This is a genomic window from Bacillus sp. V3-13, from assembly GCF_002860165.1.
Classification (GTDB): Bacteria; Bacillota; Bacilli; order Bacillales; family Cytobacillaceae; genus Bacillus_BJ.
In genome coordinates, this window is sequence record NZ_PGUZ01000034.1 from 14,430 (window position 1) to 38,398 (window position 23,969).

The 23,969-nt window shown below is 45.3% G+C and carries 23 protein-coding genes; 1 reads left to right on the plus strand and 22 read right to left on the minus strand.

From position 1 onward, the window contains the following. Positions 1-149 precede the first annotated feature (149 nt). From CU633_RS13715 to CU633_RS13800, 18 genes are all read right to left on the minus strand, one after another. Positions 150-719, minus strand: coding sequence for a TIGR01440 family protein (locus tag CU633_RS13715; protein WP_101661163.1), 570 nt, complete (start codon positions 717-719; stop codon positions 150-152). A gap of 60 nt (positions 720-779) precedes the next feature. Continuing rightward, entirely contained in the window at positions 780-1,220 is a 441-nt protein-coding gene (rpiB, locus tag CU633_RS13720; RefSeq protein ID WP_101661164.1) for a ribose 5-phosphate isomerase B, read from the minus strand. Between the two features lie 154 nt (positions 1,221-1,374). Beyond that, positions 1,375-2,670, minus strand: a complete 1,296-nt coding sequence (locus tag CU633_RS13725) for a methyl-accepting chemotaxis protein (protein ID WP_101661165.1) — start codon at positions 2,668-2,670, stop codon at positions 1,375-1,377. Positions 2,671-2,691: 21 nt separating this feature from the next. Beyond that, a complete protein-coding gene (locus tag CU633_RS13730) occupies positions 2,692-3,135 on the minus strand; it encodes a low molecular weight protein arginine phosphatase (protein ID WP_101661166.1) in 444 nt (147 codons plus the stop codon). A 116-nt stretch (positions 3,136-3,251) separates the two neighbouring features. Then, positions 3,252-3,767 (minus strand): manganese efflux pump MntP, encoded by a 516-nt coding sequence (locus CU633_RS13735; protein WP_101661190.1) that lies wholly within the window; start codon positions 3,765-3,767, stop codon positions 3,252-3,254. A gap of 155 nt (positions 3,768-3,922) precedes the next feature. After that, positions 3,923-4,969 carry an L-threonylcarbamoyladenylate synthase gene (locus CU633_RS13740; RefSeq protein WP_101661167.1) on the minus strand — a complete coding sequence of 349 codons (1,047 nt, stop codon included), beginning with the start codon at positions 4,967-4,969 and terminating at the stop codon, positions 3,923-3,925. 181 nt (positions 4,970-5,150) lie between these two features. Beyond that, complete coding sequence (locus tag CU633_RS13745; protein WP_101661168.1) at positions 5,151-5,594, minus strand: hypothetical protein; 444 nt, start codon at positions 5,592-5,594, stop codon at positions 5,151-5,153. Between the two features lie 178 nt (positions 5,595-5,772). After that, positions 5,773-6,456 carry a stage II sporulation protein R gene (spoIIR, locus tag CU633_RS13750; RefSeq protein WP_101661169.1) on the minus strand — a complete coding sequence of 228 codons (684 nt, stop codon included), beginning with the start codon at positions 6,454-6,456 and terminating at the stop codon, positions 5,773-5,775. Between the two features lie 191 nt (positions 6,457-6,647). Next, positions 6,648-7,505, minus strand: a complete 858-nt coding sequence (prmC, locus tag CU633_RS13755; RefSeq protein ID WP_101661170.1) for a peptide chain release factor N(5)-glutamine methyltransferase — start codon at positions 7,503-7,505, stop codon at positions 6,648-6,650. A gap of 1 nt (position 7,506) precedes the next feature. After that, the gene (gene prfA, locus CU633_RS13760; protein WP_101661171.1) at positions 7,507-8,580 is read right to left on the minus strand and encodes a peptide chain release factor 1; all 1,074 of its coding nucleotides are present in this window, start codon (positions 8,578-8,580) and stop codon (positions 7,507-7,509) included. Between the two features lie 194 nt (positions 8,581-8,774). Next, positions 8,775-9,395: a thymidine kinase gene (locus CU633_RS13765; protein ID WP_101661172.1), complete on the minus strand. Its 621-nt coding sequence runs from the start codon at positions 9,393-9,395 to the stop codon at positions 8,775-8,777. A 162-nt stretch (positions 9,396-9,557) separates the two neighbouring features. Beyond that, positions 9,558-9,767, minus strand: a complete 210-nt coding sequence (gene rpmE / locus CU633_RS13770) for a 50S ribosomal protein L31 (RefSeq protein ID WP_101661173.1) — start codon at positions 9,765-9,767, stop codon at positions 9,558-9,560. Positions 9,768-9,947: 180 nt separating this feature from the next. Next, complete coding sequence (gene rho, locus CU633_RS13775) at positions 9,948-11,213, minus strand: transcription termination factor Rho (RefSeq protein ID WP_101661174.1); 1,266 nt, start codon at positions 11,211-11,213, stop codon at positions 9,948-9,950. Between the two features lie 412 nt (positions 11,214-11,625). Further along, positions 11,626-12,591: a class II fructose-bisphosphatase gene (gene glpX / locus CU633_RS13780; protein WP_101661175.1), complete on the minus strand. Its 966-nt coding sequence runs from the start codon at positions 12,589-12,591 to the stop codon at positions 11,626-11,628. A gap of 41 nt (positions 12,592-12,632) precedes the next feature. Further along, positions 12,633-13,919, minus strand: a complete 1,287-nt coding sequence (locus CU633_RS13785) for a UDP-N-acetylglucosamine 1-carboxyvinyltransferase (RefSeq protein ID WP_101661191.1) — start codon at positions 13,917-13,919, stop codon at positions 12,633-12,635. 348 nt (positions 13,920-14,267) lie between these two features. Beyond that, positions 14,268-14,912, minus strand: coding sequence for a fructose-6-phosphate aldolase (gene fsa / locus CU633_RS13790; protein WP_101661176.1), 645 nt, complete (start codon positions 14,910-14,912; stop codon positions 14,268-14,270). 109 nt (positions 14,913-15,021) lie between these two features. Beyond that, positions 15,022-15,879, minus strand: coding sequence for a class II fructose-bisphosphate aldolase (locus tag CU633_RS13795; RefSeq protein WP_101661177.1), 858 nt, complete (start codon positions 15,877-15,879; stop codon positions 15,022-15,024). Between the two features lie 265 nt (positions 15,880-16,144). After that, entirely contained in the window at positions 16,145-16,516 is a 372-nt protein-coding gene (locus CU633_RS13800) for a response regulator (protein ID WP_101661178.1), read from the minus strand. Between the two features lie 241 nt (positions 16,517-16,757). Here CU633_RS13800 and CU633_RS13805 point away from each other — a divergent pair, with 241 nt between their 5' ends. Then, positions 16,758-17,291 (plus strand): DUF2529 domain-containing protein, encoded by a 534-nt coding sequence (locus CU633_RS13805; protein WP_101661179.1) that lies wholly within the window; start codon positions 16,758-16,760, stop codon positions 17,289-17,291. Between the two features lie 383 nt (positions 17,292-17,674). On the opposite strand, the gene CU633_RS13810 is transcribed toward CU633_RS13805, so the two are convergent. The 4 genes from CU633_RS13810 to icmF all read right to left on the minus strand — a co-directional run bounded on the left by CU633_RS13810 (position 17,675) and on the right by icmF (position 23,969). Further along, positions 17,675-19,267, minus strand: a complete 1,593-nt coding sequence (locus CU633_RS13810; protein WP_101661180.1) for a CTP synthase — start codon at positions 19,265-19,267, stop codon at positions 17,675-17,677. Between the two features lie 238 nt (positions 19,268-19,505). Next, the gene (gene rpoE / locus CU633_RS13815; protein WP_101661181.1) at positions 19,506-20,090 is read right to left on the minus strand and encodes a DNA-directed RNA polymerase subunit delta; all 585 of its coding nucleotides are present in this window, start codon (positions 20,088-20,090) and stop codon (positions 19,506-19,508) included. A gap of 122 nt (positions 20,091-20,212) precedes the next feature. Beyond that, positions 20,213-20,428 (minus strand): hypothetical protein, encoded by a 216-nt coding sequence (locus tag CU633_RS13820; RefSeq protein ID WP_101661182.1) that lies wholly within the window; start codon positions 20,426-20,428, stop codon positions 20,213-20,215. Positions 20,429-20,705: 277 nt separating this feature from the next. Next, positions 20,706-23,969 carry a fused isobutyryl-CoA mutase/GTPase IcmF gene (gene icmF, locus CU633_RS13825; protein WP_101661183.1) on the minus strand — a complete coding sequence of 1,088 codons (3,264 nt, stop codon included), beginning with the start codon at positions 23,967-23,969 and terminating at the stop codon, positions 20,706-20,708.

Here is a 23,969-nt window from a genome sequence, read left to right on the forward strand (position 1 = left end):
ACATGCTTTCCGCTTGAAAAGATAGATGCGGTTGACCGGAAAAAAACCAATTTTCGCTTATTTACCGGGAAATTTTTTAAGTAACCGCTTGCAGTCTTAAGCTGTGCATCTATGGGAAAAAGCCTTTACAGTGGGTAAAGGCTTTTCGTTTAATGGCATGATTGTTCATCCCGATTTTTTTCGTATACGGCCCGGGATCCGCCGATTAACTTAGGGCGGGTTTTCGCAAGGGTGACATGTGCGCCGCCCACCTGCTTTAAGGAAACCCGGACTGGTACAGCAACCGGCTTTAAATGCATGCCGATGAATGTATCGCCAATATCGATTCCCGCGTCGGCTTTAATATACTCGACGATGACAGGGTCAGCAAACTGGTCAAAAGCATATGTTGCCATTGCCCCGCCGGCGGAACGGACGGGAATAACCGCTACTTCTTCCAGACCTTTTTCTTCTGCAGTTGAACGCTCCACGACAAGTGCCCGGTTTAAATGCTCGCAGCATTGAAAGGCAAGCTGGACACCGGTCTGTTCCTGGAAAAGCTTGATCTGCCGGAAAATCATCGCAGCTGTCTCTTCCGTTCCGGCCGTTCCGATCCGTCTGCCCGCCACTTCACTCGTGCTGCAGCCGACAACAAACAGATTCTTTTCCGTTAGCGATGTCTGCTCTTTAAATTCTGACAGTATTTTATTTAAATCTTTTTCCCATACCTCTATCACCATAAAAGCCCACCCTTTTCTAAAGCTTTTATTTAAGTTTTTAAGTGCTCCACAAGATGTTATCTATTTGTTTTCATATTCGTCAATTTTTCCGATCCGGTTTGCATGGCGGCCACCCGCAAATTCTGCAGTCAGCCATGTTTTTGCAATCTCTCTGGCCAGACCTGGTCCGATTACCCGTTCCCCCATCGCAAGGATGTTGCTGTCATTATGCTCCCTTGTCATTTTTGCACTGAAAACATCGTGCACAAGGGCACAGCGAATGCCTTTCACTTTGTTGGCAGCGATGCTCATGCCAATGCCGGTTCCGCAAATTAAAATACCCCTGTCAAACTCTCCGTTGGCGACTTTTTCAGCGACAGGGAGTGCGTAATCGGGATAATCGACAGATGTGCCGCATTCGCACCCGAAATCTTCGTATTCGATTCCGAGTTCATCCATTAAGCTCTTTATTTCTTCGCGAATATTTATTCCGCCATGATCTGACGCAATCGCAATCTTCATCATAAAATCCCCCCATCTGAAAGCAGTTGTTTCCTTTATTTTGACACAAGGATAAAAAATAATAAAGAAAACCCCTCTTTTGTTGCCATATTTTTAGCGGAAAATGAACAGAAGGCTCCCTGTTAACAAATGAGCAGGGAGCCTTGCAGCAAAATTATAATTTAAAGCGGGTAATCGTGCTTTTCAGTTTTTCGGCTTGATCTTTAAGCTCTACCGCCAGGCTTTCGACATTGGCGATGACCGTTGCCTGCTGCTGGGTTGATATGGCTACTTCCTGGGCAGCCGCGGAAGTTTCCTCGGCAATAGCTGCCACTTCCTGGGACTGGGTCGAAGTGTGCTGAATACTTTCCATTTGCTTGTCGACAAGGGTGGTGATCGTTGCAACCGCTTCCGCCATTTCGTTGACGGTGCCGGTCATTTCTTCGATCACTTCATTCGTTTTTGTTCCTTTTTTCGCTTCTTCGTTTGCCGTTTTGACCTGGCCGGAAATTTGTTCAACAACATTTTGCACTTCTTCTTGAATGTCTTTAATCAATTCAGAAATCCCTTGAACTGCCTTGCCGCTTTCATCTGCAAGCTTTCTGACTTCTTCGGCAACGACAGCAAAGCCTTTGCCGTGCTCACCGGCACGGGCTGCTTCAATAGACGCGTTTAAAGCAAGCAAGTTGGTTTGGGCCGCAATATCCCCGACAAGCTGGATGATCTGTTCCACCTTTGCTGCATTTTCCTCAAGACGTTTAACGGTTTGTAAAGAATGCTGATTCTCTTTAGAAAGCTTTTCGATTCCTGTTATTAAGGAATGAATCACTTCTTTGGACTCGCGCAAATCATTGACCATTTCCTGCGAAACGAGTCCGGATGCTTTTGCTTTTTCCTGTACTTCTTCAGCAATTTTGATCACATCTTCTACAGACTCAGCTGTAGACTGGATCGAAACAGCTGAGTTATCAGCACCTGCCGAGATTTCGCGGATTGTCCGGGAAACCGCTTCGGCTTGTAATGCCGCTGCTGACGACTCCTTGGAAATAGCCAGCACCTTCGCATTTGTGTCCCGGAAATTTCCTTCGATGTTTTGCACCATATCCCTTAAGCTGAACAGCATGTGGTTAAAGGCAATTCCAAGTGAGCGGATCTCATCATCGGAATTGGAGACTTCAGCATCTTCCTTAATATCCCCATGGGCCGCTTTCAGCGCGATTTTTTCAAGCTTTTGCAACGGTTTAATAATAAAGCCGGCCGCGATAAATGCAAGAATTCCTGACCAAATAATTCCTAAAGATAAAGTGATAAAACTAAAGCTCGTCTCGCTGATGGCGATCATCTCGTTAATATAGGGGTATAAAAAATAAATAAATACCGCACTGGTCGTATATGTTATAAACGCCAGTGCTGTTGTAAACAGGACAAGCTTTTTCCTTAATCCAAATTTATAGCGTTTTTTCTCCTCCACCGGTTTCTCCTCCGAACTTTGTTAAATGTTTTTTAGCCGCGTAATGATTTTGTCAATTGCTTCATGAATTTCTTGATAGGTTTGCCGGTAAAGATGAACCGGCCCTCCATATGGATCAGCAATATCGCCGCCGGCATCATTTCCTGCAAACTCATGTAATGTAAACGTTTTATTTGCTGCGTATGGAAACTGGCTGATAACAGACTCTTTGTGCGCTCCGGTCATCGTTAAAATATATGTAGCCCAATCCACTTCCGCTTTGGTTAAAAGCGTCGAGTGATGCTCGTGGAAAATATCATTTTCTTCGAGAACCTTCTTCGCATTGGGTGATGCCGCACTGCCCACGCCTGCAAACACACCCGCCGATCGTACCTCAATTCCGGGAATGGATTTGCTTTTTAAAATAGCTTCAGCCATCGGGCTCCGGCACGTATTTCCCGTACAAACAAATAAAATGCGTGTCATCGATGAATTGCCTCCTTTATTTACATTATAAGCCATAATTACCTATTACAATAGACTTGCTTTAAAAAAAGAGAAAAGACACCCTTAAAAGGTGCCAGCGGGTCGATTATGTATGCTTAAAAGGAGAAGAGAAGCTTCATGCCAAATGCGAGAAGGATGCTCCCACCAAGCGCTTCACTGTATGCCCCCAGCAAACCCTGGGCCTTCCTGCCGAGGTATAAGCCGAGCCATGCCAGCACGGTGGCAGCTGCACCAAAAAAGATTAGCACTAATGCTGTTTTGGCTCCGTAAATGCCAAGCGTTAACCCGACTGAAAAACTATCAAGACTGACGCTTAAAGCAAAAAGGAGCAGCCCGAGGCCCGCAGGGGTGATCATGCTCTCTCTTTCATCCTTGAAGACCGCCAAAATCATCTGTACGCCGAGAATAACAAGGAGAAATCCGCCGATATAACCGGCGATTGCACCAAATTTTTCTGATAAAAATCTGCCTGCAATGATTCCAACGAGAGGCATCCACACATGGAATATACCGATTGTGATTCCTATTTTAAAGATCTGCCTGAGACGAAGCTTGAACATGCCCATTCCAAGGCCGACCGAAAATGCGTCCATTCCTAACGCAAATGCCATGACGATTAGTGTAAAAACCTCTCCAGTTACTGCCAACTTTGTTCGCCCCCTTGGACTTGCTATTTCAGCATATGCACGTCCAAAGGGATTTAGAAGCTGGTTGTAAGACCCACATGTCAATGAAACAGCGCACTCTTTTCAGAATGCGCCCCAAGTTATTTCTCCTTAATCAGCCGATTCCCAGCCGCCTTCATCAGCCGGTTCATGACAGCTTCGCCAACGCCTTGCCGCGGAAAAACTTCTGTAAAAATCACATCAACATCCCTGGAATTGAACTCCCTCAGCGTTTCATACAATGCGCTCGCAATCGTTTCAGGCTTATCCCGGCTCCCGCAGGCAAGAACGGCATCAGCTTGAAAAAAAGCGATATTTTCTTCAGTGGTTAACACGCCTGCCTTCAATCCCAGTTTCCTTTTCTCATCAACGAGCTCTTGCAAAAAGTGGCGGCTTCCTTCTACTAGATATAGAGGAGCATCCGGCGCATAATGCTGATACTTCATGCCCGGTGATTTCGGTGCCATTTGTTGATCTGCCAGGGCCGGATCCAAATGGACTTTGCCAATTACAGCTTCGATCTGCTCAACTGTTGCGCCGCCCGGCCTTAAAATAACCGGGACCGGCCCGGTGCAATCAATCACAGTCGATTCGACACCGACCCCGGTCGCCCCGCCGTCAATGATGCCGCTTATTCTTCCGTTCAAATCATCATGGACATGCTTCGCCGACGTCGGGCTCGGTTTGCCGGACTGGTTTGCGCTCGGTGCTGCAATCGGCAGCCCTGCCTTATTTATAAGGGCAAGAGCTACCGGGTGATCCGGCATTCTTACCGCAACTGTTGGCAGGCCGGCTGTTGCTTTAGCGGATAACTGTCCCTCTTTTTTATTGAAAACAATCGTCAAAGGCCCCGGCCAAAAATGATCCATTAACATCCCGGCTTTTTCAGGAACTCCGTCAACAAAACTGTCGAGTTGCTCCTTTTTTGCAATGTGGATAATTAACGGATTATCAGCCGGCCTTCCTTTTGCTTCGAAAATCTTTGCCACAGCTGCATCACTTTCAGCATTTCCGCCCAACCCATATACTGTTTCAGTAGGAAAGGCGACTACTTTATTTTCTTTTAACAAAACGGCCGCTTCAGAAATCTGTGGATAATCCTCTAAATTATTCACAAACTTATCCACTGACCAAATTTTTGTATCCATGTTCATCCACCTTTTATTTCAGCTCAAAATACTCTCAATTTATCGGCATTCTCGGTTCAGAATCTAGTAATTGCTACCTTTGAAAGTATAAAAGAAGATGGAGGGGAACACAAGTTTTATCCACAAAATGTGTATAAACATCGTGATTTTGTGGATAAAAATGTGGATATGTCCACATTGATTAAATGGATAACGCTAAAAATCGCGAATTATCCACATTTAGAATGTATTTTACGTGTTTGAGCTGATGGATAGACGTTGGCAAGTCATTTCTCTCAATTGCGGTGAAACCAAGCATGTTAAAAAACAGCAAACTGTCCTGTTTATTGGTGGCCAAGTATAACTCTTTCAACTGCTTGTCCCTGGCCAAGATGAGCATTTGTTCAAACAGCATCAATATTTCCTTGTCTGTCATTCCTTCGCTGATCACAAGGGAGCGCAGCAGCCCCGCTTCACCGGCAGGCTCAATGCCGACCATCGCTTTTAAATTGCCTTGCATGTCTTCAACGAGCAAAAAATAATCAACTGCAGCCGCCACGCCCTCTGTGCCAAGTTTGGCAGCTTCGAGAAATGTTAATAGTCTGGCCAGATCCTGTTCATTTGCACCACGTACGATTGTGTCCATTACTCCACCTCATTTTTCCTATTCTATTTTTATGAATATGAGTGAATATAAAAAAGTAGACCCCGCAAACGCGAAGTCTACTAATTTTAAATCAGGGTTTTTGGCTTTGCCGCCATGCGTTCTATTTTCTGATAAAATTTTTTATCAGCATTTACACTGGTTGTTTTATGGCCCGTTTTTATTCAAAAAGCTTGTCCCAAAGCTCCTTTACAAAGAACTTAACCTCTACGGGCTCTTCATCTTTTGCTGTGTAGATGGGCGCGGCCTGGCCGTCTTTTACATTCTCCACTGTTTCCTTTACCGGTTGCCCTGTTTTTTCGCCGTCCTCTTCCTTTACCTTCTCTTCTTCTTCACTTACGGCAACACCGTTTGAAAAATCAAGGAAACATAGGGGCGGAAATAGTACGCACCACCAGTTCGCTCCTTTTCCTTCGCCCAGTGAAATGAGAATCGCTTCATACTCTCCGGCCGGGTAAAGAAATTGTCCGTATAGTTTGGTCGGAAATTTGACCCGGTCAAATTCAGCCTTGACCGGTTGTGACGATTTCTCACGCGCGACAACTTGTTCGGCGATTTTTTGAATATCCGGAAGCCTGGAGCGAATCAAGCTTCTTGCCTCCTCAATTGAAGTGAGATCGGCGACCCATTCAGAAATCTCTTCATTTACAGCATCACGGACAAGCCTTTTTATTGCCTGGTCCTGCTCTGAATCTGAGTTGGCAAGAATTCGCAGCCGGATCGCTTCATTTGGAATCACGATGGCCTCACTTGCTATCGCTTCATTTTTCGGTATATATAAGCTCAGGAGCGTACCTATTGATAAAATCATAATATAAGCCCACGCCAATGTTTTTGTTCTCATCTCCAACACCGTCCCTTCACTACCCCCATTGTGGACAAAATGTTAGAATCTTAAACTATTAAAAAAGAAATTGTGAAATCGTTTATTCGCAAGAAATGCTGCGTGACGAAAATCGAGGATTTATAAGTGGAAGAATGCCGTTTTTCTATCCGCGAAAGATGCAAAAAGACCCCCAGCGAAAGGCTAAGGGTCTAACTGATATAAGCAAAAACGATCCGGTCTTTGCCATTAATATCATAAACAACGTCAACATCCGCATCAGAAAAGGTTTGTTTTAACAAAGCCGAAACATCTTCGCTCTGGCCGGCACCGATTTCAAAGCCGATCAGCGCTTTGTCTTTTACAACCAGGGGCAATTCTGTCATAAATCTTCGATAAATATCCAATCCGTCATCACCTGCAAACAGGGCAAGATGAGGCTCGTGATCTTTGACGACTTCCGACATTCCATCCATATCGCGAAAAGGTATATAAGGGGGGTTAGAAAGAATGACATCAAATTTCTGCCCTGCTTCGATAAATGGTTTCAGCAAGTCTCCATGGATGAACCGAAGATCCGCTCCAAGATTTCTTGCATTGGTTTTCGCCACATTGAGGGCCTCGGCTGATATATCGGAAGCTGTCACCTTTAGTGCAGGCAGCTCCAGTTTGATTGTGATCGCGATCGCTCCTGTTCCGGTCCCGGCATCGACAACCTCTAAACGATCTTCTTGGTTAAAAAGACTTCTAATTCTCTTTATCGCTTCAAAAACAAGCTCTTCTGTTTCCGGACGCGGAATAAGAACATGCTCATTTACTTGAAAAGTGCGCCCGTAAAAATCTTCGCTTCCAATAATATATTGCACGGGCATTCCCTTGACATGAAGGGCTACTGCTTCTTGAAAGGACCGCATCGTTTCATCGGGCAGCGCGGAATGGAGGCTGGCAAGCAGCCCGGCCCTGTCCATGCCTGTATAATGGCGGAGCAGCAATTCTGCCGCGTGCTGCTCGCGGCCATTTTTCGTTAAAAAAGAAGAAGCCCAGTTCAGGGCTTCGTATATTTTTGCCATCTTACAGCTCTCCTGCACTTTCAAGCTTTTTGGATTGGTCTTCTAAAATTAATGCATCAATAATTTCGTCAAGCTTGCCCTCAAGCACCTGGTCAAGCTTTTGAATCGTTAAGCCGATGCGGTGGTCGGTTACCCGGTTTTGCGGGAAATTGTAAGTCCGGATCCGCTCTGAACGGTCACCGGTTCCGACAGCCGATTTACGCACCTGATCATATTCTGCCTGGGCTTCCTGCTGAAATTTATCGTAGACACGGGCACGTAAAACTTTCATCGCCTTTTCCTTGTTTTTATGCTGCGATTTCTCATCCTGGCAGGAAACAACAATGCCTGTTGGAATATGGGTTAAACGGACGGCTGACATCGTCGTATTTACGCTCTGTCCGCCCGCGCCGCTTGATGCGAAAGTATCAAAACGGATGTCTTTATCATGGAGTTCAATTTCAACTTCTTCCGCTTCCGGCAAACAGGCAACAGTGGCGGTTGACGTATGAATCCGGCCGCCGGATTCCGTTTCGGGAACACGCTGGACCCGGTGCGCCCCGTTTTCAAATTTTAATTTCGAGTAGGCACCTTTTCCGTTGATTATAAAAATAATTTCTTTGAAACCACCAAGACCGGTCGGGTTTGCATCAATGACTTCCGTTTTCCAGCCCTGAACTTCGGCATAACGGCTGTACATCCGGTAAAGGTTCCCGGCAAATAACGCTGCTTCGTCTCCGCCTGCCGCACCGCGAATCTCGAAGATCACGTTTTTGTCGTCATTCGGGTCCTTTGGAACGAGCAACAGTTTCAAGCGGGCTTCAAGAGTCTCCATTTGTTGCTCAAGCTCTGATAATTCTTCCTTTACCATTTCGCGCATTTCCGGGTCGAGCTTCTCATCAAGCATCGCCTTTGCATCATGCAATTGTTCACGAACCTGCTTATACTCGCGATACGTATCGACCGTCTCTTGAATATCGGATTGTTCTTTTGAATACTCTCGTAATTTATTTGTATCATTAACAATTGAAGGATCACTTAAAAGCTCATTCAGCTTTTCATAGCGGTCCTCAACAGCTTGAAGTCGATCAAACACAGCTACTCACCTCAATTTTCATCATGCTCTTTGCAAGAACAGAGCCTGTGATCATAACATGCATAACTAATCTATAACAGTCTAATTATAGTACAGGGAACAACGGCAGTCAAAAAAAGCAAGGGGCAATCCAAATTCTTCTGAAACGAAAAACCCCGCAGTAACAAAAGCCAGGCGGGGTACTAATAGACGACCTATGATAAAGTTTCTGTTTTGTGCCGGGACGGGCCGCCTTTGGACGATTTCGGAACTTCGTGGTGATGGCGGCAGCGCGGTTCGTATGATTCTGAAGCTCCGACCAAAATGACCGGATCATCGTACGAGGCCGGATTTCCGTTTATCAACCGCTGTGTACGGCTTGCCGGAGACCCGCAAACAGCGCAAACGGCCTGGAGCTTTGTTACAAGCTCGGCAATCGCCATAATTGCCGGCATTTGCCCGAACGGTTCCCCGCGGAAATCCTGGTCGAGACCGGCTGCAATGACCCGGTAGCCGCTGTTGGCAAGCTGCTGGATCACGTCGACAATCTTTTCGTCAAAGAACTGGACTTCATCGATGGCGATGACATCCACTTCGGCGTCAATATGCTGAAATATTTCGGTTGATTTTGAAATCGGAATGGCGATAAAGGAGTTGCCATTATGTGAAACAACTTCTTCGCTGCTGTACCGGTTATCAATTTTCGGCTTAAAAACCGCTATTTTTTGTTTGGCAAATTGAGCTCTTCTTACACGGCGGATTAATTCTTCCGACTTCCCGGAGAACATGCTTCCGCAAACGACCTCAACCCATCCGCTCTGTCTCATTTCGTACATGAATGGCGTCTCCTTCCTTATCCCTGCCAAATGTTACTTTAAAAAGCACCATACTGTTCGCATTTGTTTTTACTAAAAAAATAATCTTATTTCTTATGTATACCTGATTCTTTACAATAAAAAACAGGCAAGCGCTGAAAATCTCTTGCCTGTTTTTGACATTTATTGTTGGTTCTTAAGGCCGTATTTTTTATTGAATCGGTCAACACGTCCGCCTGCTTCAGCAAACTTTTGACGACCTGTATAGAATGGGTGGCACTCAGAACAAGTCTCGACGCGAATTCCGTCTTTAACAGAACCCGTTTCAAACTCGTTTCCGCAAGCGCATTTCACCAATACTGTTTTATAGTTAGGATGAATTCCTGCTTTCATTCTTTTCATCTCCTTTTCCGCCCTGAGTCTTTCGAAACAGAGTTATAATTACGGCTCCATGATCCAAGCCGTAAATCAAAAACCATACAAATAATATTATAACAAGGCGGCTGCCAATTTGCAAGAAGTGATTTTATGCAAAAAACGCGCCACCCCGTCCTTTTTCTTATACTGGAAAAATTAAGAACGCTTTGCTTTCATTTCTTCAGAAAGCTGTGCAAAAAACTCTTCATTTGATTTCGTTTGTCTTAGCTTACGCAAAAATTTCTCTGCAAAGTCAGGTGAATCCGACATCGATTTGCGGATCGCCCATAATTTATCGAGGTGATCTTTCGGGATCAGCAGCTCCTCTTTCCTTGTCCCTGAACGGCGGATATCGATCGCAGGGAAAATCCGTCTTTCAGCAAGAGACCGGTCAAGATGGAGCTCCATATTTCCTGTTCCTTTAAATTCCTCATAAATGACATCATCCATTCGTGAGCCGGTATCGACAAGAGCCGTCGCCAGGATTGTCAGGCTTCCGCCTTCTTCTATGTTACGCGCTGCACCAAAGAATCGTTTTGGACGGTGGAAAGCAGCCGGGTCGATACCACCGGACAAGGTCCGGCCGCTCGGTGGAATCACAAGGTTATAGGCACGGGCCAAACGAGTAATGCTATCCATTAGGATGACAACATCGCGTTTATGCTCGACAAGCCGCATCGCGCGCTCGAGCACAAGCTCGGCCACCTTTATATGGTTTTCCGGGACTTCATCAAAAGTTGAGCTTACGACATCACCGGCAACAGAACGCTCGATATCGGTTACTTCCTCCGGGCGCTCGTCAATCAGCAAGACGATCAGTTCTGCTTCTGGATGATTCGTGGTAATGCTGTTGGCGATTTCTTTTAAAAGCATCGTTTTACCCGCTTTTGGCGGAGCCACAATCAAGCCGCGCTGCCCAAAGCCGACCGGCGCAATCAGGTCCATGATTCTTGTCGACACGCCTTTTGCCGTTGTCTCCACCTTCATTTGCCTGTCCGGATAGAGCGGTGTTAACGCCGGGAAATGGACCCGCTCTTTTGCTGTTTCTGGATCATCACCATTGACAGCCTCTACATGAAGAAGCCCGAAATACCTTTCGTTCTCCTTTGGAGGACGGACTTTCCCGGATACCTTGTCCCCATTTCGGAGATCAAAACGGCGAATTTGCGATGCCGAGATGTAAATATCCTCCGAGCTTGGCGAATAGTTAATCGGACGGAGAAAACCAAATCCTTCCGATTGAATAATTTCAAGGACACCTTCCATAAAGAAATAGCCCTGTTGTTCGGCCCTCGCTTTAAGAATGGCAAAGATCAGCTCTTTTTTCGTTAATTTGCTGTAATAGGATACTTTATATTCACGGGCAAGCTCATACAGTTCTTTTAATTTCATATTTTCTAAACTTGTAATAGTTAATTCCATATATACACCACACTTTTTTAATTTCGGTTGTTCCCCCATATAATTTCTGAAAAAAATTTTTAGATATGGACGGAAGAAGATGGACTATTGAAGGGTTTCTTGAAGCATATAGAAGTGAATTTAAACCAGGAAGTATCACTTTTTTTTAGGCGCGGGCACATAGCAGACCTGGCAAAAACTTTTATACTATAAATTTATAGTTCGCCAAAACAATCTTTATTTTACCCTGTTTCGTGAAAATTAATCAACTTATTTTTTATTTATGAATAAAAAGTTGCGAGGAAGGGAGCAAAGACATGTTCTTTCGAAGTAATGCCACAATAAGATTTTTATTCTGAAAATGAATTGATGCTCCCTGTCCCGATGCGAACCAGGGAGCCGGTTGAAAGGGTTTGCAGAAAAGCTCGGAATTTTACCCTTTTATCACTAAGTGAGGTTTCTTTTTTAAACTGTGACGTCCTTCAATAAAACGGACGGTACCTGATTTTGCTCGCATGACAACCGAATGGGTAGAACCGTAGGAACCTTTAAATTGGACACCGCGCAACAGCTCACCGTCAGTAACACCTGTTGCAGCAAAGATCGCATCATCGCCCCTGACAAGGTCTTCCATGCGAAGAACTTTGTTTACTTCAAGCCCCATTGAGAGACACCGTTCCAGCTCCGCGTCATTTTGCGGCAAAAGCTTTCCCTGTATTTCTCCGCCAAGCGATTTTAAGGCAACGGCTGCGAGCACTCCCTCCGGAGCCCCCCCGGACCCGAATAAAATATCGACACCGGTTGATTCGAATGCCGTGTTAATCGCTCCTGCTACATCGCCATCATTGATGAGCTTAATTCTTGCTCCCGCTTCGCGAAGCTGGGCAATAATGTGCTCATGGCGCGGACGATTTAAAACGGTGGCCACGACATCTTCAACATCCTTATTTTTTGCTTTCGCAACTGCTTTTAAATTATCAAGCACTGAAGCATTAATATCGATTTGGCCAACCGCTTCAGGGCCGACGGCGATTTTGTCCATATACATGTCCGGAGCATGAAGAAGATTGCCATGGTCGGCTACGGCTAAAACGGCAAGTGCATTCCAGCCCCCGGAAGCAACAATATTCGTTCCTTCAAGCGGGTCGACTGCGACATCAACACGGGGGCCATAGCCGGTTCCCAGCTTTTCACCGATATAGAGCATCGGGGCTTCATCCATTTCCCCTTCTCCAATTACGACGGTTCCTTTCATCGGAACAGTATCAAATACGTCCCGCATCGCAGATGTTGCCGCATCATCAGCTTCATCTTTTTTCCCGCGGCCCATCCAGCGTGCAGAAGCAAGTGCAGCTGCTTCGGTCACCCGGATAAGCTCCATTGATAAGCTTCTCTCCATCTGTTCTCTTCCTCCCGCTCGTCCCGTTTATTTCTCTAAGCCTAAGCATTTTTTAATTGTTCAAGTTCTTCCCCGGTTAATCCTTCACGCCAGACAGTAGCCCCGAGGCCGTTCAGCTTCTCAACCAGATGGCTGTAGCCTCTGTCGATGTGTTCAAGCCCGGTCACTTCGGTAATTCCTTCTGCCATCAAACCGGCAATGACAAGCGCTGCTCCGGCTCGAAGGTCGCTTGCCTTCACTTTGGCACCTTGCAGCTGGACAGGGCCGTTTACAATCGCAGACCGTCCTTCAACTTTAATATTCGCATTCATCCTTCTTAATTCGTCAATATGCTTGAAACGGGCTCCGTAAATGGTATCCGTCACAACACTCGAACCCTCCGCCCTTGTCAGCAAAGAAGTAAACGGCTGTTGAAGATCTGTCGGGAAACCAGGATAGACGAGTGTTTTAATGTCGACTGCCTTGAATTTTTCAGCAGGCCCGACAAACACCTGGTCATCGCCAGCTTCAATCGGGACGCCCATTTCGCGAAGCTTCGCGATCATTGATTCCAAATGATGCGGAATCACATTATCGATCAGGATGCCTTCTCCAACCGCTGCACCAAGAATTAAATAGGTTCCCGCTTCGATGCGGTCGGGAATGATCGTATGGCGGCAGCCGTGAAGCTCTTCAACTCCTTCAATCCTGATCACATCCGTCCCGGCTCCTTTTATCCTTGCTCCCATATTGGTCAGCAATGTCGCGACATCGATAATTTCCGGTTCCTTCGCTGCATTCTCAATAATCGTCCGGCCTTTCGCGCGAACGGCTGCCAGCATAATGTTAATCGTCGCACCAACGCTGACTACATCCAAGTAAATCCGCGCGCCGCGCAGCTCATCCGCCCGCAAGTAAATCGCGCCTTGTTCATTGGTGACACTGGCCCCGAGTGCTTCAAACCCTTTGATGTGCTGATCGATCGGGCGCGGGCCGAGATGGCATCCGCCCGGAAGCCCGATAACCGCTTTTTTAAAACGTCCCAGCATCGCTCCCATTAAATAATACGAAGCTCTAAGTTTTTTTACTTTTCCGTTTGGCAGCGGCATCGAGATCATCGATGATGGATCAACCGTCATTTCATTGTTGGAAAATTCGACAGTACCACCAATCTCTTCAAGAAGCCCTTTTAAAATTTGCACGTCCGAAATATCTGGCAAACCTTCAATCGAGACAGTTGAATCGGCCAAAATGGCTGCAGGAATCAAAGCGACAGCACTGTTTTTCGCTCCGCTGATTCGAACTGTCCCTTTTAGCGGATAACCGCCTGCAATTTTAAGCTTTTCCATTTTCGACTCCCTTCCAAGCCATAAACCGAATGGATCGGCCTTATCAAGCAGGCCGCCCATAAAGGCTTTCATTGTGATATGTCAGAATTTCCTTCGGGAACCCAGGAGCTTTTAAAGCCTTATAAAAGGTGCGGGGAGCTGCGCCTGTTTTAGCAAATTTACAAAGAAATTTTTTCTATTATTTTCCAATAAAGAAAGGCATATTCCGACAGTTTGTCTTAGTACATAGTTTACACGAAATCATCTTTTTCATGTACGAAAACAGTGATTTGAAAAAATTACCTGTTCCCCTATCCAACTTACACTAAGCATCGGCAATAATCAAGCCCAGAGCTTTAAAAGTTCGGATCAGGCACGGGAATTCCAGTCTGCCAGGAACGCTTCAATTCCTTTATCGGTTAACGGGTGCTTACAAAGCTGCAGAATTACTTTGAAAGGGATCGTCGCAATATGCGCCCCTCTTAATGCTGCTTCCGTCACATGCTGAGGGTGGCGGATCGAGGCGGCAATGATTTCTGTTTCAAGGCCATGTACCGCAAAGATTTCAGCGATCGTCGAAATAAGCTCAAGGCCATTATGGCCGATATCATCGAGGCGCCCAAGAAATGGAGACACATAGGTTGCCCCTGCCCTTGCAGCAAGAAGCGCCTGGTTGGCATTGAATATTAACGTAACATTCGTTTTAATACCCTCCTGTGTTAAAGCGTGGACGGCTTTAAGCCCCTCGGGAGTCATTGGCACTTTTACTGTAATATTCGGCGCAATCGCCGCCAGCTCCCTGCCTTCCCTGATCATGCCTTCTGCATCAAGAGCGATAACTTCGGCACTGACAGAGCCTTCGACAAGCCCGGTAATTTCCCGAAGCCGGTCATGAAAGGAAACATTTTTCTCTTTCGCTACTAAAGACGGGTTCGTCGTCACTCCTGCTAAAATACCCAGGGAATGAGCCTCACGAATTTCATTAATATTAGCCGTATCGATAAAAAATTTCATATGTAACCCTCTCCATTCGACGAAATTTTTAAACAAATTGAAATGAATTGAAACCGCCTTTAACAGGGCGGTTTCATTTTCGCTTTATTTCTATAATTATCTAACTTAATTATGCTTTATTTGAAGAACCAAACTCACGCATTTTGCCGATAACCGTTTGTTTAATCGACTCACGGGCTGGCCCCAAATATTTGCGCGGATCGTATACATCCGGATCAGCAGCCAACACTTCGCGAACTGTTTTCGCAGAGGCGATCTGGTTTTCGGTATTTACGTTGATTTTTGCGGTTCCAAGCGAAATAGATCTTTGAATATCTTTAGTTGGAATGCCTGTACCGCCATGAAGGACTAAAGGCACTCCTGTAAGTTTTCCAATTTCTTCCATTTCTTTAAAGCCCAGATTAGGTTCCCCTTTGTAAGGACCATGCACTGAGCCTAAAGCTGGAGCAAGACAATCAATACCTGTGCGCTTCACAAGCTCTTCACATTCTTTAGGATCGGCATAGATGACACCATCAGCAACAACATCATCTTCCTGCCCGCCAACAGTTCCAAGCTCCGCTTCAACGGAAACGCCTTTTGAATGGGCATATTCGACTACTTTAATCGTTGTTTCGACATTTTCTTCAAACGGATGGTGGGAAGCATCAATCATGACAGAAGTGAAGCCTGCATCAATCGCTTCTTTACACTTATCAAAGCTGGAACCATGATCCAAATGGATCGCAACCGGCACGGTAATTTTATAGTCTTCCATCAAGCCTTCTACCATTTTGACGACAGTCTTAAATCCACCCATATAGCGGCCCGCACCTTCTGAAACACCTAAAATAACCGGTGACTTTTCTTCTTCGGCGGCTTGCAAAATCGCTTGAGTAAACTCAAGGTTATTTAAATTAAATTGTCCAACTGCATAGCCTTCTGCTTTCGCTTTCTTTAGCATTTCGGTCATTGAAACTAAAGGCATTTGTCTTCCTCCTTATTGGTGATCGGCCTTCATTTTACAGAGCATCCCATTTTAACGTTTTCCCCCAATTATCATTAAATATGTACCATTGGAAGTTTCTGCGTCAATGAGTCCCGATCCATTGGAATTTTCCCCTTGTATAATACCAAATCGGAAAAAGAATTGCTATTAATCCACAGAGATTTTATTAACTGTCATAAATTTGAGATATTGCAAGCGTTAGCAACGATAAAGATAACTTTGATTTTTCGTTAAGTATCCTGCTCTAGCCTGATATAATTGGAAGATATTTCTTAACAGCAGCCCGAATGTCATCAATATCGAACGGTTTTGCAAAATGAGTAAGCGCCCCGAGATCCTTCGCTTCCTGAATCATGTCAAGCTCGCCATAGGCGGTCATAATGATGACCCGTATTCCTTCGTCAAGTACCTTCATTCGCTTTAAAATTTCGATCCCGTCCATTCCCGGAATTTTCATGTCAAGCAGGACGAGGTCAGGAGAATGCTTCGTCACAATATCAAGAGCCTGGACACCGTTGGCAGCCTGGTACGTCTGATAACCTTCTTTTTGCAAAACCTCATTTAAAAGGATGCGTATCCCAAACTGATCATCGACGATTAATATTTTCCCTTTCATAAAACCACCTTCCCTTCACATATTTTTCTGTATGTGTACAAAAATAATATTATATAAAATTTCTCCCATCGTATATTTCGATTTTCAACCCGATTATTCCTGCCTGTCTTTTCCTGTTACAGGTTCTAATTTCCGGTTTATTTTACGCGCTTCTTAAAAAAACTTATAATGGATGAAGGATTTTCATCGATTTTTTGTACATTCATAGATTTTTTTCTATCAATACGAGGGAGGGTTTGCAGTGTTAAAAATGTTTTCAACCCAATTAGCCGGGCTTTTTAAAAGAATACAGGACCAGGAGCCTTCAATAGAAGAAGGAGCGCGGCTGTTGGCACAGGCGGCTGCTGGCGATGGATTCGTTTATATTTACGGCCGCAAAGAAATGAAAGCTGTCCTGTCTGAAGCGACTGAGGGAGCAGAGCCGTTTAAAAAAGCGAAGGAATGGAGCGGCGCAAGCGAGATTGATTGTATTAAAGATATGGATCGAGTACTGCTTTTCTCCCGCTTTTCAAATGATGAAGATGCGGTACAATGCGCGAAAATGCTTGCGGATCGAAGAGTTCCTTTCGTAGCCGTTTCCACTGCTGTTGCCGGGGCAATCGATGATTTAACGGCACTGGCAGATATACATATCGATTTGAAACTGGTGAAGCCGCTGCTTCCTGACGAGGAAGGAAACCGTTTCGGATACCCGGCAGCCATGGCCGCCCTGTTCGCCTACTATGGCTTGAAGTTTACTTATGAAGAGATCCTTGCTGAGTATGAGCTTTTGTAATTGTGGTGATGGGGTTTGGAATTCAATTATGATCCGGATGAAAATTTCGCGATTGGAGCTTTCATTTGATAGCTCTCCACAATTATGATCATCTGTTAGCTCTTTAGTTTACATAACGGACTACCAAATGGGGGAACTCAGGATCTGCCCCAATTAATTAAGCGGAAAATGAACGGAATTAAGCGAAAAACCTACTGATTTAAGCGAAAAAAACAATAATTAAGCGTTCGCGGGCATTAATTAAGCGAAACGCGACCCACCATACATTTCCGAGCGTTTCACTTTATGTAAACTTGTACAGTTTAATCAATCAAACATTCATTTGGATTCAAAAAAACCCTCGAACATCTCTCTGTTCAAGGGTTTTCGTTTTAGCTATGTTCTTACTTGAGTGATGCTTCAATAAAGTCGCGGAATAAAGGCTGTGGCCGGGTCGGTCTTGATGTGAATTCCGGATGGAATTGCGATGCCACAAACCATGGGTGATCGTTAATTTCAATAATTTCAACGAGACGGCCGTCAGGGCTTGTCCCGGAGAACACAAATCCTGCCTGCTCCATCGCCTGGCGGTACTGGTTATTAAACTCGTAACGATGGCGGTGGCGTTCGTAAACGACTTCATCCTGGTAGGCAAGATTGGCTTTTGAGCCTTCCGTCAGTTTACAAGGATATAAGCCAAGCCGCAACGTCCCGCCGAGGTCCTCAACATCTTTTTGTTCCGGCAATAAGTCAATAATCGGATGTTTTGTATTTGGATTAATTTCGGCAGAGTGCGCATCTTCGAGTCCGAGAACATTGCGGGCAAATTCTACGGAAGCCAGCTGCATTCCAAGGCAAATACCGAGGAAAGGCGTTTTTTGTTCACGGGCATATTGGATGGCGAGTAATTTACCGTCAATACCGCGATCACCAAAACCACCAGGAACGAGAATTCCATCTGCATCCTGCAAAAGCTCAGTGACATTTTCGGAATTTACTTGTTCTGAATTGATCCATTTGATTAGCACGTCGGCATCAAAGGCGTAACCGGCATGTTTCAGTGCTTCAACAACGGAAATATAAGCATCCTGAAGTTCGACATACTTGCCGACAAGCGCAATCGTTGTTTTTCGTGAAAGATTGACAACCCGGTCAACAAGCTGCTTCCATTCTGTCATATCTGCTTCACCACATTGGAGCTTTAGATGCTCGCAAACGATTGTATCAAGCTTCTGGTCCTGGAGTGCTAAAGGCACAGAATAAAGGGTTTCTGCATCACGGCATTCGATAACAGCTTTTGGTGCGATATCACAGAACAAAGCGATTTTATCCTTCATATCTTCCGAAATGGGCATTTCGGTACGAACGACAATCACATTTGGCTGGATTCCAAGGCTGCGAAGTTCTTTTACACTATGCTGCGTTGGCTTTGTTTTTATTTCGCCTGCCGCTTTAATATAAGGAACGAGCGTACAATGGATATACATGACGTTATCACGGCCAATATCGCTCTTGATTTGGCGGATTGCTTCTAAAAACGGAAGCGATTCAATATCACCAACTGTTCCGCCGATTTCAGTAATAACGACATCTGCGTTTGTTTCACGGCCTGCCCGAAAAACCCGTTCTTTAATCTCATTGGTGATATGCGGAATGACTTGAACCGTTCCGCCGAGGTAATCGCCACGCCGTTCTTTTTTCAGAACAGTTGAGTAAATTTTTCCTGTTGTCACATTGCTGAATTTGTTTAGATTAATGTCGATAAAACGTTCATAATGGCCTAAGTCGAGATCTGTCTCGGCGCCGTCATCCGTGACGAATACTTCACCATGCTGGTACGGACTCATCGTTCCCGGATCCACGTTAATATAAGGATCAAATTTTTGGATCGTGACATTGAGGCCGCGATTTTTTAATAAACGGCCCAGCGAAGCTGCGGTGATTCCTTTTCCAAGCGATGAAACAACCCCGCCTGTTACAAAAATATACTTTGTCATCTATGTTTGCCCCCTCTTGATCAGTTTGTGCATATCAACCTTGATTTAAAGGTTTTATTAGCGAAAAAATTTGCAGCAGTTTTTTATACCTTCATGGAAAAATTCCCGGATAAAAAAAATAAAAAACGCCCCACCTACAAAGTTCAGTAGGGGAGCGTTTGATCGCTAAATTTTATCGTTCCTTTTTTAAGGAGCCCAAAAAGAATTGTACAAGCCCTTTTTCAAAAAGTCAAGATGATTATCTTAAGTCCTCGTCTTCGTCTGCGAACTCATCTTCGTCGTCTTCTACATCTTCATCCAGATCGTACTCATCTTCGGTTTCGAGGAGTTCTTCATCGTCATCATCAAAATCTTCATCTATGTCGTCTTCTATGAGATCTTCTTCCTCGAGCAAATCTTCGTCCTCATCGTCATCGTCATTATCATCGAAGGTGTCGAGATCGTCATATTCAATCTCTTCATCATCAGCATCATCATAGTCAACAAGATCGAGATCCTCTTCATCGACAGCCTTTTTAGCCTTTTTCTTTTTAGGCTTAATGGTTGTGACTGTTTCTTCTTCACTTTGATCGATAGGATACCAAATACGCAGGCCCCAAAGGTTGTCACCAAGACTTAGAAAACGTCCATCTATATTTAAGTCGGTATAAAACTGTGAAATCCTTGTCTTTACTTCGTCTTGACTAAGCTCAAGACGGGAAGCCAATTCTTTCATCATATCTTGAAAAGGAACCGCTTGTTTTTGATCACGCAGCCACTCGTAAGCAGCTTCGATTAATGACATTTCTTTTAATTGTTCTTTTGAGTATTGTTGTAAGCTCAACTTCCGCACACTTCCTTTCTCTATTTCCCACGCTTATATAAGCGATCACGGCAATTGGAAATGGGATCTCCCCAAAATACATATTCTTCATTATAAACAAATTCTTAACGTTTATGCTAGTTCTATCTTCCGTTCCCATCACTTTTTTCACCGGCCGGCTTTCTTCTTTCCCGGTTATCCTTTTTTTGATCCGGCTGCCTTGAAAGCTGATTTACGGCAAGACTGAAGAAAAAGATGGATAAAAGGAAAAAAGAAATTGCCCCAAGCTGGCGCTGATAAAGGTAATATAACGCGGCGAGTGCACCAATAAATGAAGCAATTAAAAAGAACTGTCTCAAAATCTTTTCACATCCTGCATCTCATCTTTGAAGGCTCCCGGATTTCTCCAATCTGGATTATAAAGGATCGTGCAATCATTTATATTCATTTTTTCGAAGCTCCGTTGTGCGGGCATGATATTTCTTTTTTTGATATTGATATTTACGGAAAGAATAGCATAAATAGAAGTATTTTTCGAGCCAAATTTTTGCAGGAAAAGCAGTTACACAATACAAGCCCGTATCGTCCAGACAAAATGGCTTATAGCCTGGGACTATAAGCCATTATAAAGGAATGTTACATATTGCGGCGATATTGGCCTCCTACTTCGTATAAAGCGTGGGTGATTTGGCCGAGACTCGCTGATTTTACCGTTTCCATCAATTCAGCAAAGACATTGCCGCCGGTGACAGCGGCCTTTTTCAGCCTGGCAAGGGCCTCTTCAGCATGAGCTCTGTTTCGTTCCTGGAACTCCAGCAAATTATGGATTTGCAGTTCCTTCTCTTCCTTTGTGGCCCTGGCAAGCTCCATGCTGTTTACCTCATCTTCAGAAGGTGGATTCGGGTTTAAATATGTGTTGACCCCGATAATCGGCAGCTCTCCCGAATGTTTTTTCATTTCATAATACATTGACTCTTCCTGAATCTTTCCGCGTTGATACTGGGTTTCCATCGCGCCGAGGACGCCGCCGCGGTCATCGATCCGTTCAAACTCCTGCAAGACGGCTTCCTCAACAAGGTCTGTCAGCTCTTCAATAATAAACGAACCCTGGAGCGGATTTTCATTTTTCGTTAAGCCATGCTCTTTCGTAATAATCATTTGAATCGCCATCGCGCGGCGTACAGATTCTTCAGTTGGAGTCGTAATTGCTTCGTCATAAGCATTTGTATGCAACGAATTACAGTTGTCATGAAGGGCCATTAACGCCTGCAATGTGGTACGGATGTCATTGAAATCAATCTCCTGTGCATGGAGAGACCTGCCCGACGTTTGAATATGGTATTTGAGCTTCTGGCTTCTCTCATTTGCTCCATACTTATCGCGCATCACGGTTGCCCAAATGCGGCGGGCGACGCGGCCAATCACGGTATACTCCGGATCGAGCCCGTTCGAGAAGAAGAAGGACAGATTCGGTGCAAAATCATCAATATGCATGCCGCGGCTTAAATAGTACTCTACATACGTAAAGCCGTTGGCAAGCGTAAACGCCAGCTGTGAAATCGGGTTGGCTCCTGCTTCGGCAATATGATAGCCGGAAATCGACACGGAATAGTAGTTGCGGACTTTATGGTCAATAAAATATTGCTGGATGTCTCCCATCATCCTTAAGGCAAATTCAGTTGAGAAGATGCACGTGTTCTGGCCCTGGTCTTCTTTTAAAATATCGGCCTGCACCGTTCCCCGGACTGTCTGTAAGGCAAATTCCTTTACTTGCTGATATTCTTCCTCGTTCAAGCTGCGCCCGAGCTTTTCCTCGCGCATCTGAACCTGCTGATCGATCGCTGTGTTCATGAACATTGCGAGAATGATCGGGGCCGGACCGTTAATCGTCGTCGAAACAGAGGTTGACGGATCACACAGGTCGAAGCCTGCATAGAGCTTTTTCATATCATCAAGGGTGCAAATACTGACGCCGCTCTCGCCGACTTTGCCGTAAATATCGGGGCGGTAGTCCGGATCCTCTCCGTAAAGAGTCACCGAATCAAAGGCGGTGCTTAATCGTTTTGCGGGATCATCCTTTGAAAGATAATGAAAACGCCGGTTTGTTCGTTCCGGTGTGCCTTCTCCGGCAAATTGCCGCTTTGGATCCTCCCCCTGCCGCTTGAAAGGAAAAACACCGGCGGTATACGGAAAGAATCCGGGAACATTTTCTCTGTAAACCCAGCTTAAAATCTCGCCATAATCCTTGTATTTCGGAAGCGACACTTTTGGAATCGCCAGTCCGGAGAGGCTCGTTGTCTTTAATTCAGTGACAATTTCCTTATCGCGGATTTTCGTTACGAATTGGTCAGCCGCATACTTTTGTTTTAACTGTTCCCAGCCATCGAGAATTTTTGTTGATTCAGCTGTCAGCTTCCTTTTTACATCGGCCCTTAAAGCTTCGAGGGAAGCGAGAACTTCCTCGTTCAGTTCCTGTTCTTTTACAGCGGCAATCGCGCCTTCGAGCTGAAACAGCCTGCGGGCATGCCCGGCTTGTTCCCGCGCTTTCTGATGATAATTGCGGACCTTGTCGGAAATTTCCCGCAAATAGTAGCGGCGGTCATTCGGGATGATCACATTCTGTTTTTCTACAAGAGCGGTTTTTTGAAAAGATGTTGACCATCCTGTACCTGCCTTTTCATTTATCTTGTCGATTAAGGCAGCAAATAGAGCGTTTGTGCCCGGGTCGTTAAACTGGCTCGCAATCGTGCCGTACACAGGCATGTCATCAAGCTCTTTATCAAACAGCCTATGGCTGCGCTGGTATTGCTTTTGAACCTGGCGCCGGGCATCCTCTGAACCTTTGCGCTCAAATTTATTGATGACAATCAGATCGGCATAATCGATCATATCAATTTTTTCAAGCTGGGTCGGCGCCCCGAATTCGCTTGTCATCACATACATCGACAGATCGCATATTTCAGCAATCCCGGCATCTCCCTGGCCGATGCCGCTCGTCTCGACAATCACGAGGTCGAACCCGGCAGCTTTTACAACCGCGATCGCATCCTGAATCGCCAAAGAAAGTTCATTTTTTGAAGACCGGGTTGCCAAGCTTCTCATGTAGACGCGCGGGGAAAAAATCGCGTTCATGCGGATCCGGTCACCAAGGAGGGCCCCGCCTGTTTTTTGCTTGGTCGGGTCGACAGAGAGGATGGCGACTCTTTTCCCGGGAATTTCATTGATAAAACGGCGGATCAATTCGTCTGTCAGCGAGCTTTTCCCCGCTCCGCCCGTCCCGGTAATCCCCACTACCGGTACCGGTTTTGCAATTGACTTCACTTTATTCATTAATGATTCAACAGCGGCAGCCGTCTCATCGTTCAAGCCGACTTGCTGTTCGGCTAAAGTAATCATTTTCGCAACGGCAGCGGCATCGCCTGCCTGAAGCTTTTCGGTAATGTCCGCTTCCGCGCGGACTGTCGGGAAATCGCATTCCCTCAGCATCAGATCAATCATGCCTTCCAATCCAAGCTCGCGCCCGTCGTCGGGAGAAAAAATCCTCGCAATTCCGTAATCTTCAAGCTCCTTTATTTCGCGGGGAATAATCACCCCGCCACCGCCGCCATAGATGCGGATGTGGGAAGAGCCTTTTTCCTTTAAAAGATCGTACATATATTTAAAATATTCGACATGGCCGCCTTGATAAGATGAAATGGCGATGCCCTGGACATCCTCCTGGATCGCGGCATTGACAACCTCTTCGACAGAACGATTGTGTCCAAGATGAATCACTTCCGCACCGCCGGCCTGGAGAATCCGGCGCATAATATTGATTGAAGCATCATGGCCATCAAATAAGCTTGACGCTGTTACGAACCGAATATGGTGCTTTGGCTTATACCTTTCAATCGTTTTCAT

What these genes read in the sequence shown, in the direction of transcription:
- CU633_RS13785 (WP_101661191.1), bottom strand. Translation starts at nt 13,919, where the DNA reads ATGGAAAAGCTTAAAATTGCAGGCGGTTATCCGCTAAAAGGGACAGTT.
- prmC (WP_101661170.1), bottom strand. Translation starts at nt 7,505, where the DNA reads ATGGCAAAAATATACGAAGCCCTGAACTGGGCTTCTTCTTTTTTAACG.
- CU633_RS13795 (WP_101661177.1), bottom strand. Translation starts at nt 15,879, where the DNA reads ATGCCTTTAGTTTCAATGACCGAAATGCTAAAGAAAGCGAAAGCAGAA.
- spoIIR (WP_101661169.1), bottom strand. Translation starts at nt 6,456, where the DNA reads ATGAGAACAAAAACATTGGCGTGGGCTTATATTATGATTTTATCAATA.
- rpiB (WP_101661164.1), bottom strand. Translation starts at nt 1,220, where the DNA reads ATGAAGATTGCGATTGCGTCAGATCATGGCGGAATAAATATTCGCGAA.
- glpX (WP_101661175.1), bottom strand. Translation starts at nt 12,591, where the DNA reads ATGGAGAGAAGCTTATCAATGGAGCTTATCCGGGTGACCGAAGCAGCT.
- CU633_RS13810 (WP_101661180.1), bottom strand. Translation starts at nt 19,267, where the DNA reads ATGACAAAGTATATTTTTGTAACAGGCGGGGTTGTTTCATCGCTTGGA.
- CU633_RS13730 (WP_101661166.1), bottom strand. Translation starts at nt 3,135, where the DNA reads ATGACACGCATTTTATTTGTTTGTACGGGAAATACGTGCCGGAGCCCG.
- CU633_RS13745 (WP_101661168.1), bottom strand. Translation starts at nt 5,594, where the DNA reads ATGGACACAATCGTACGTGGTGCAAATGAACAGGATCTGGCCAGACTA.
- icmF (WP_101661183.1), bottom strand. Translation starts at nt 23,969, where the DNA reads ATGAAAACGATTGAAAGGTATAAGCCAAAGCACCATATTCGGTTCGTA.
- CU633_RS13715 (WP_101661163.1), bottom strand. Translation starts at nt 719, where the DNA reads ATGGTGATAGAGGTATGGGAAAAAGATTTAAATAAAATACTGTCAGAA.
- CU633_RS13765 (WP_101661172.1), bottom strand. Translation starts at nt 9,395, where the DNA reads ATGTACGAAATGAGACAGAGCGGATGGGTTGAGGTCGTTTGCGGAAGC.
- rpmE (WP_101661173.1), bottom strand. Translation starts at nt 9,767, where the DNA reads ATGAAAGCAGGAATTCATCCTAACTATAAAACAGTATTGGTGAAATGC.
- CU633_RS13800 (WP_101661178.1), bottom strand. Translation starts at nt 16,516, where the DNA reads ATGAAAGGGAAAATATTAATCGTCGATGATCAGTTTGGGATACGCATC.
- CU633_RS13735 (WP_101661190.1), bottom strand. Translation starts at nt 3,767, where the DNA reads ATGGCATTTGCGTTAGGAATGGACGCATTTTCGGTCGGCCTTGGAATG.
- fsa (WP_101661176.1), bottom strand. Translation starts at nt 14,912, where the DNA reads ATGAAATTTTTTATCGATACGGCTAATATTAATGAAATTCGTGAGGCT.
- rho (WP_101661174.1), bottom strand. Translation starts at nt 11,213, where the DNA reads ATGGAATTAACTATTACAAGTTTAGAAAATATGAAATTAAAAGAACTG.
- CU633_RS13740 (WP_101661167.1), bottom strand. Translation starts at nt 4,969, where the DNA reads ATGGATACAAAAATTTGGTCAGTGGATAAGTTTGTGAATAATTTAGAG.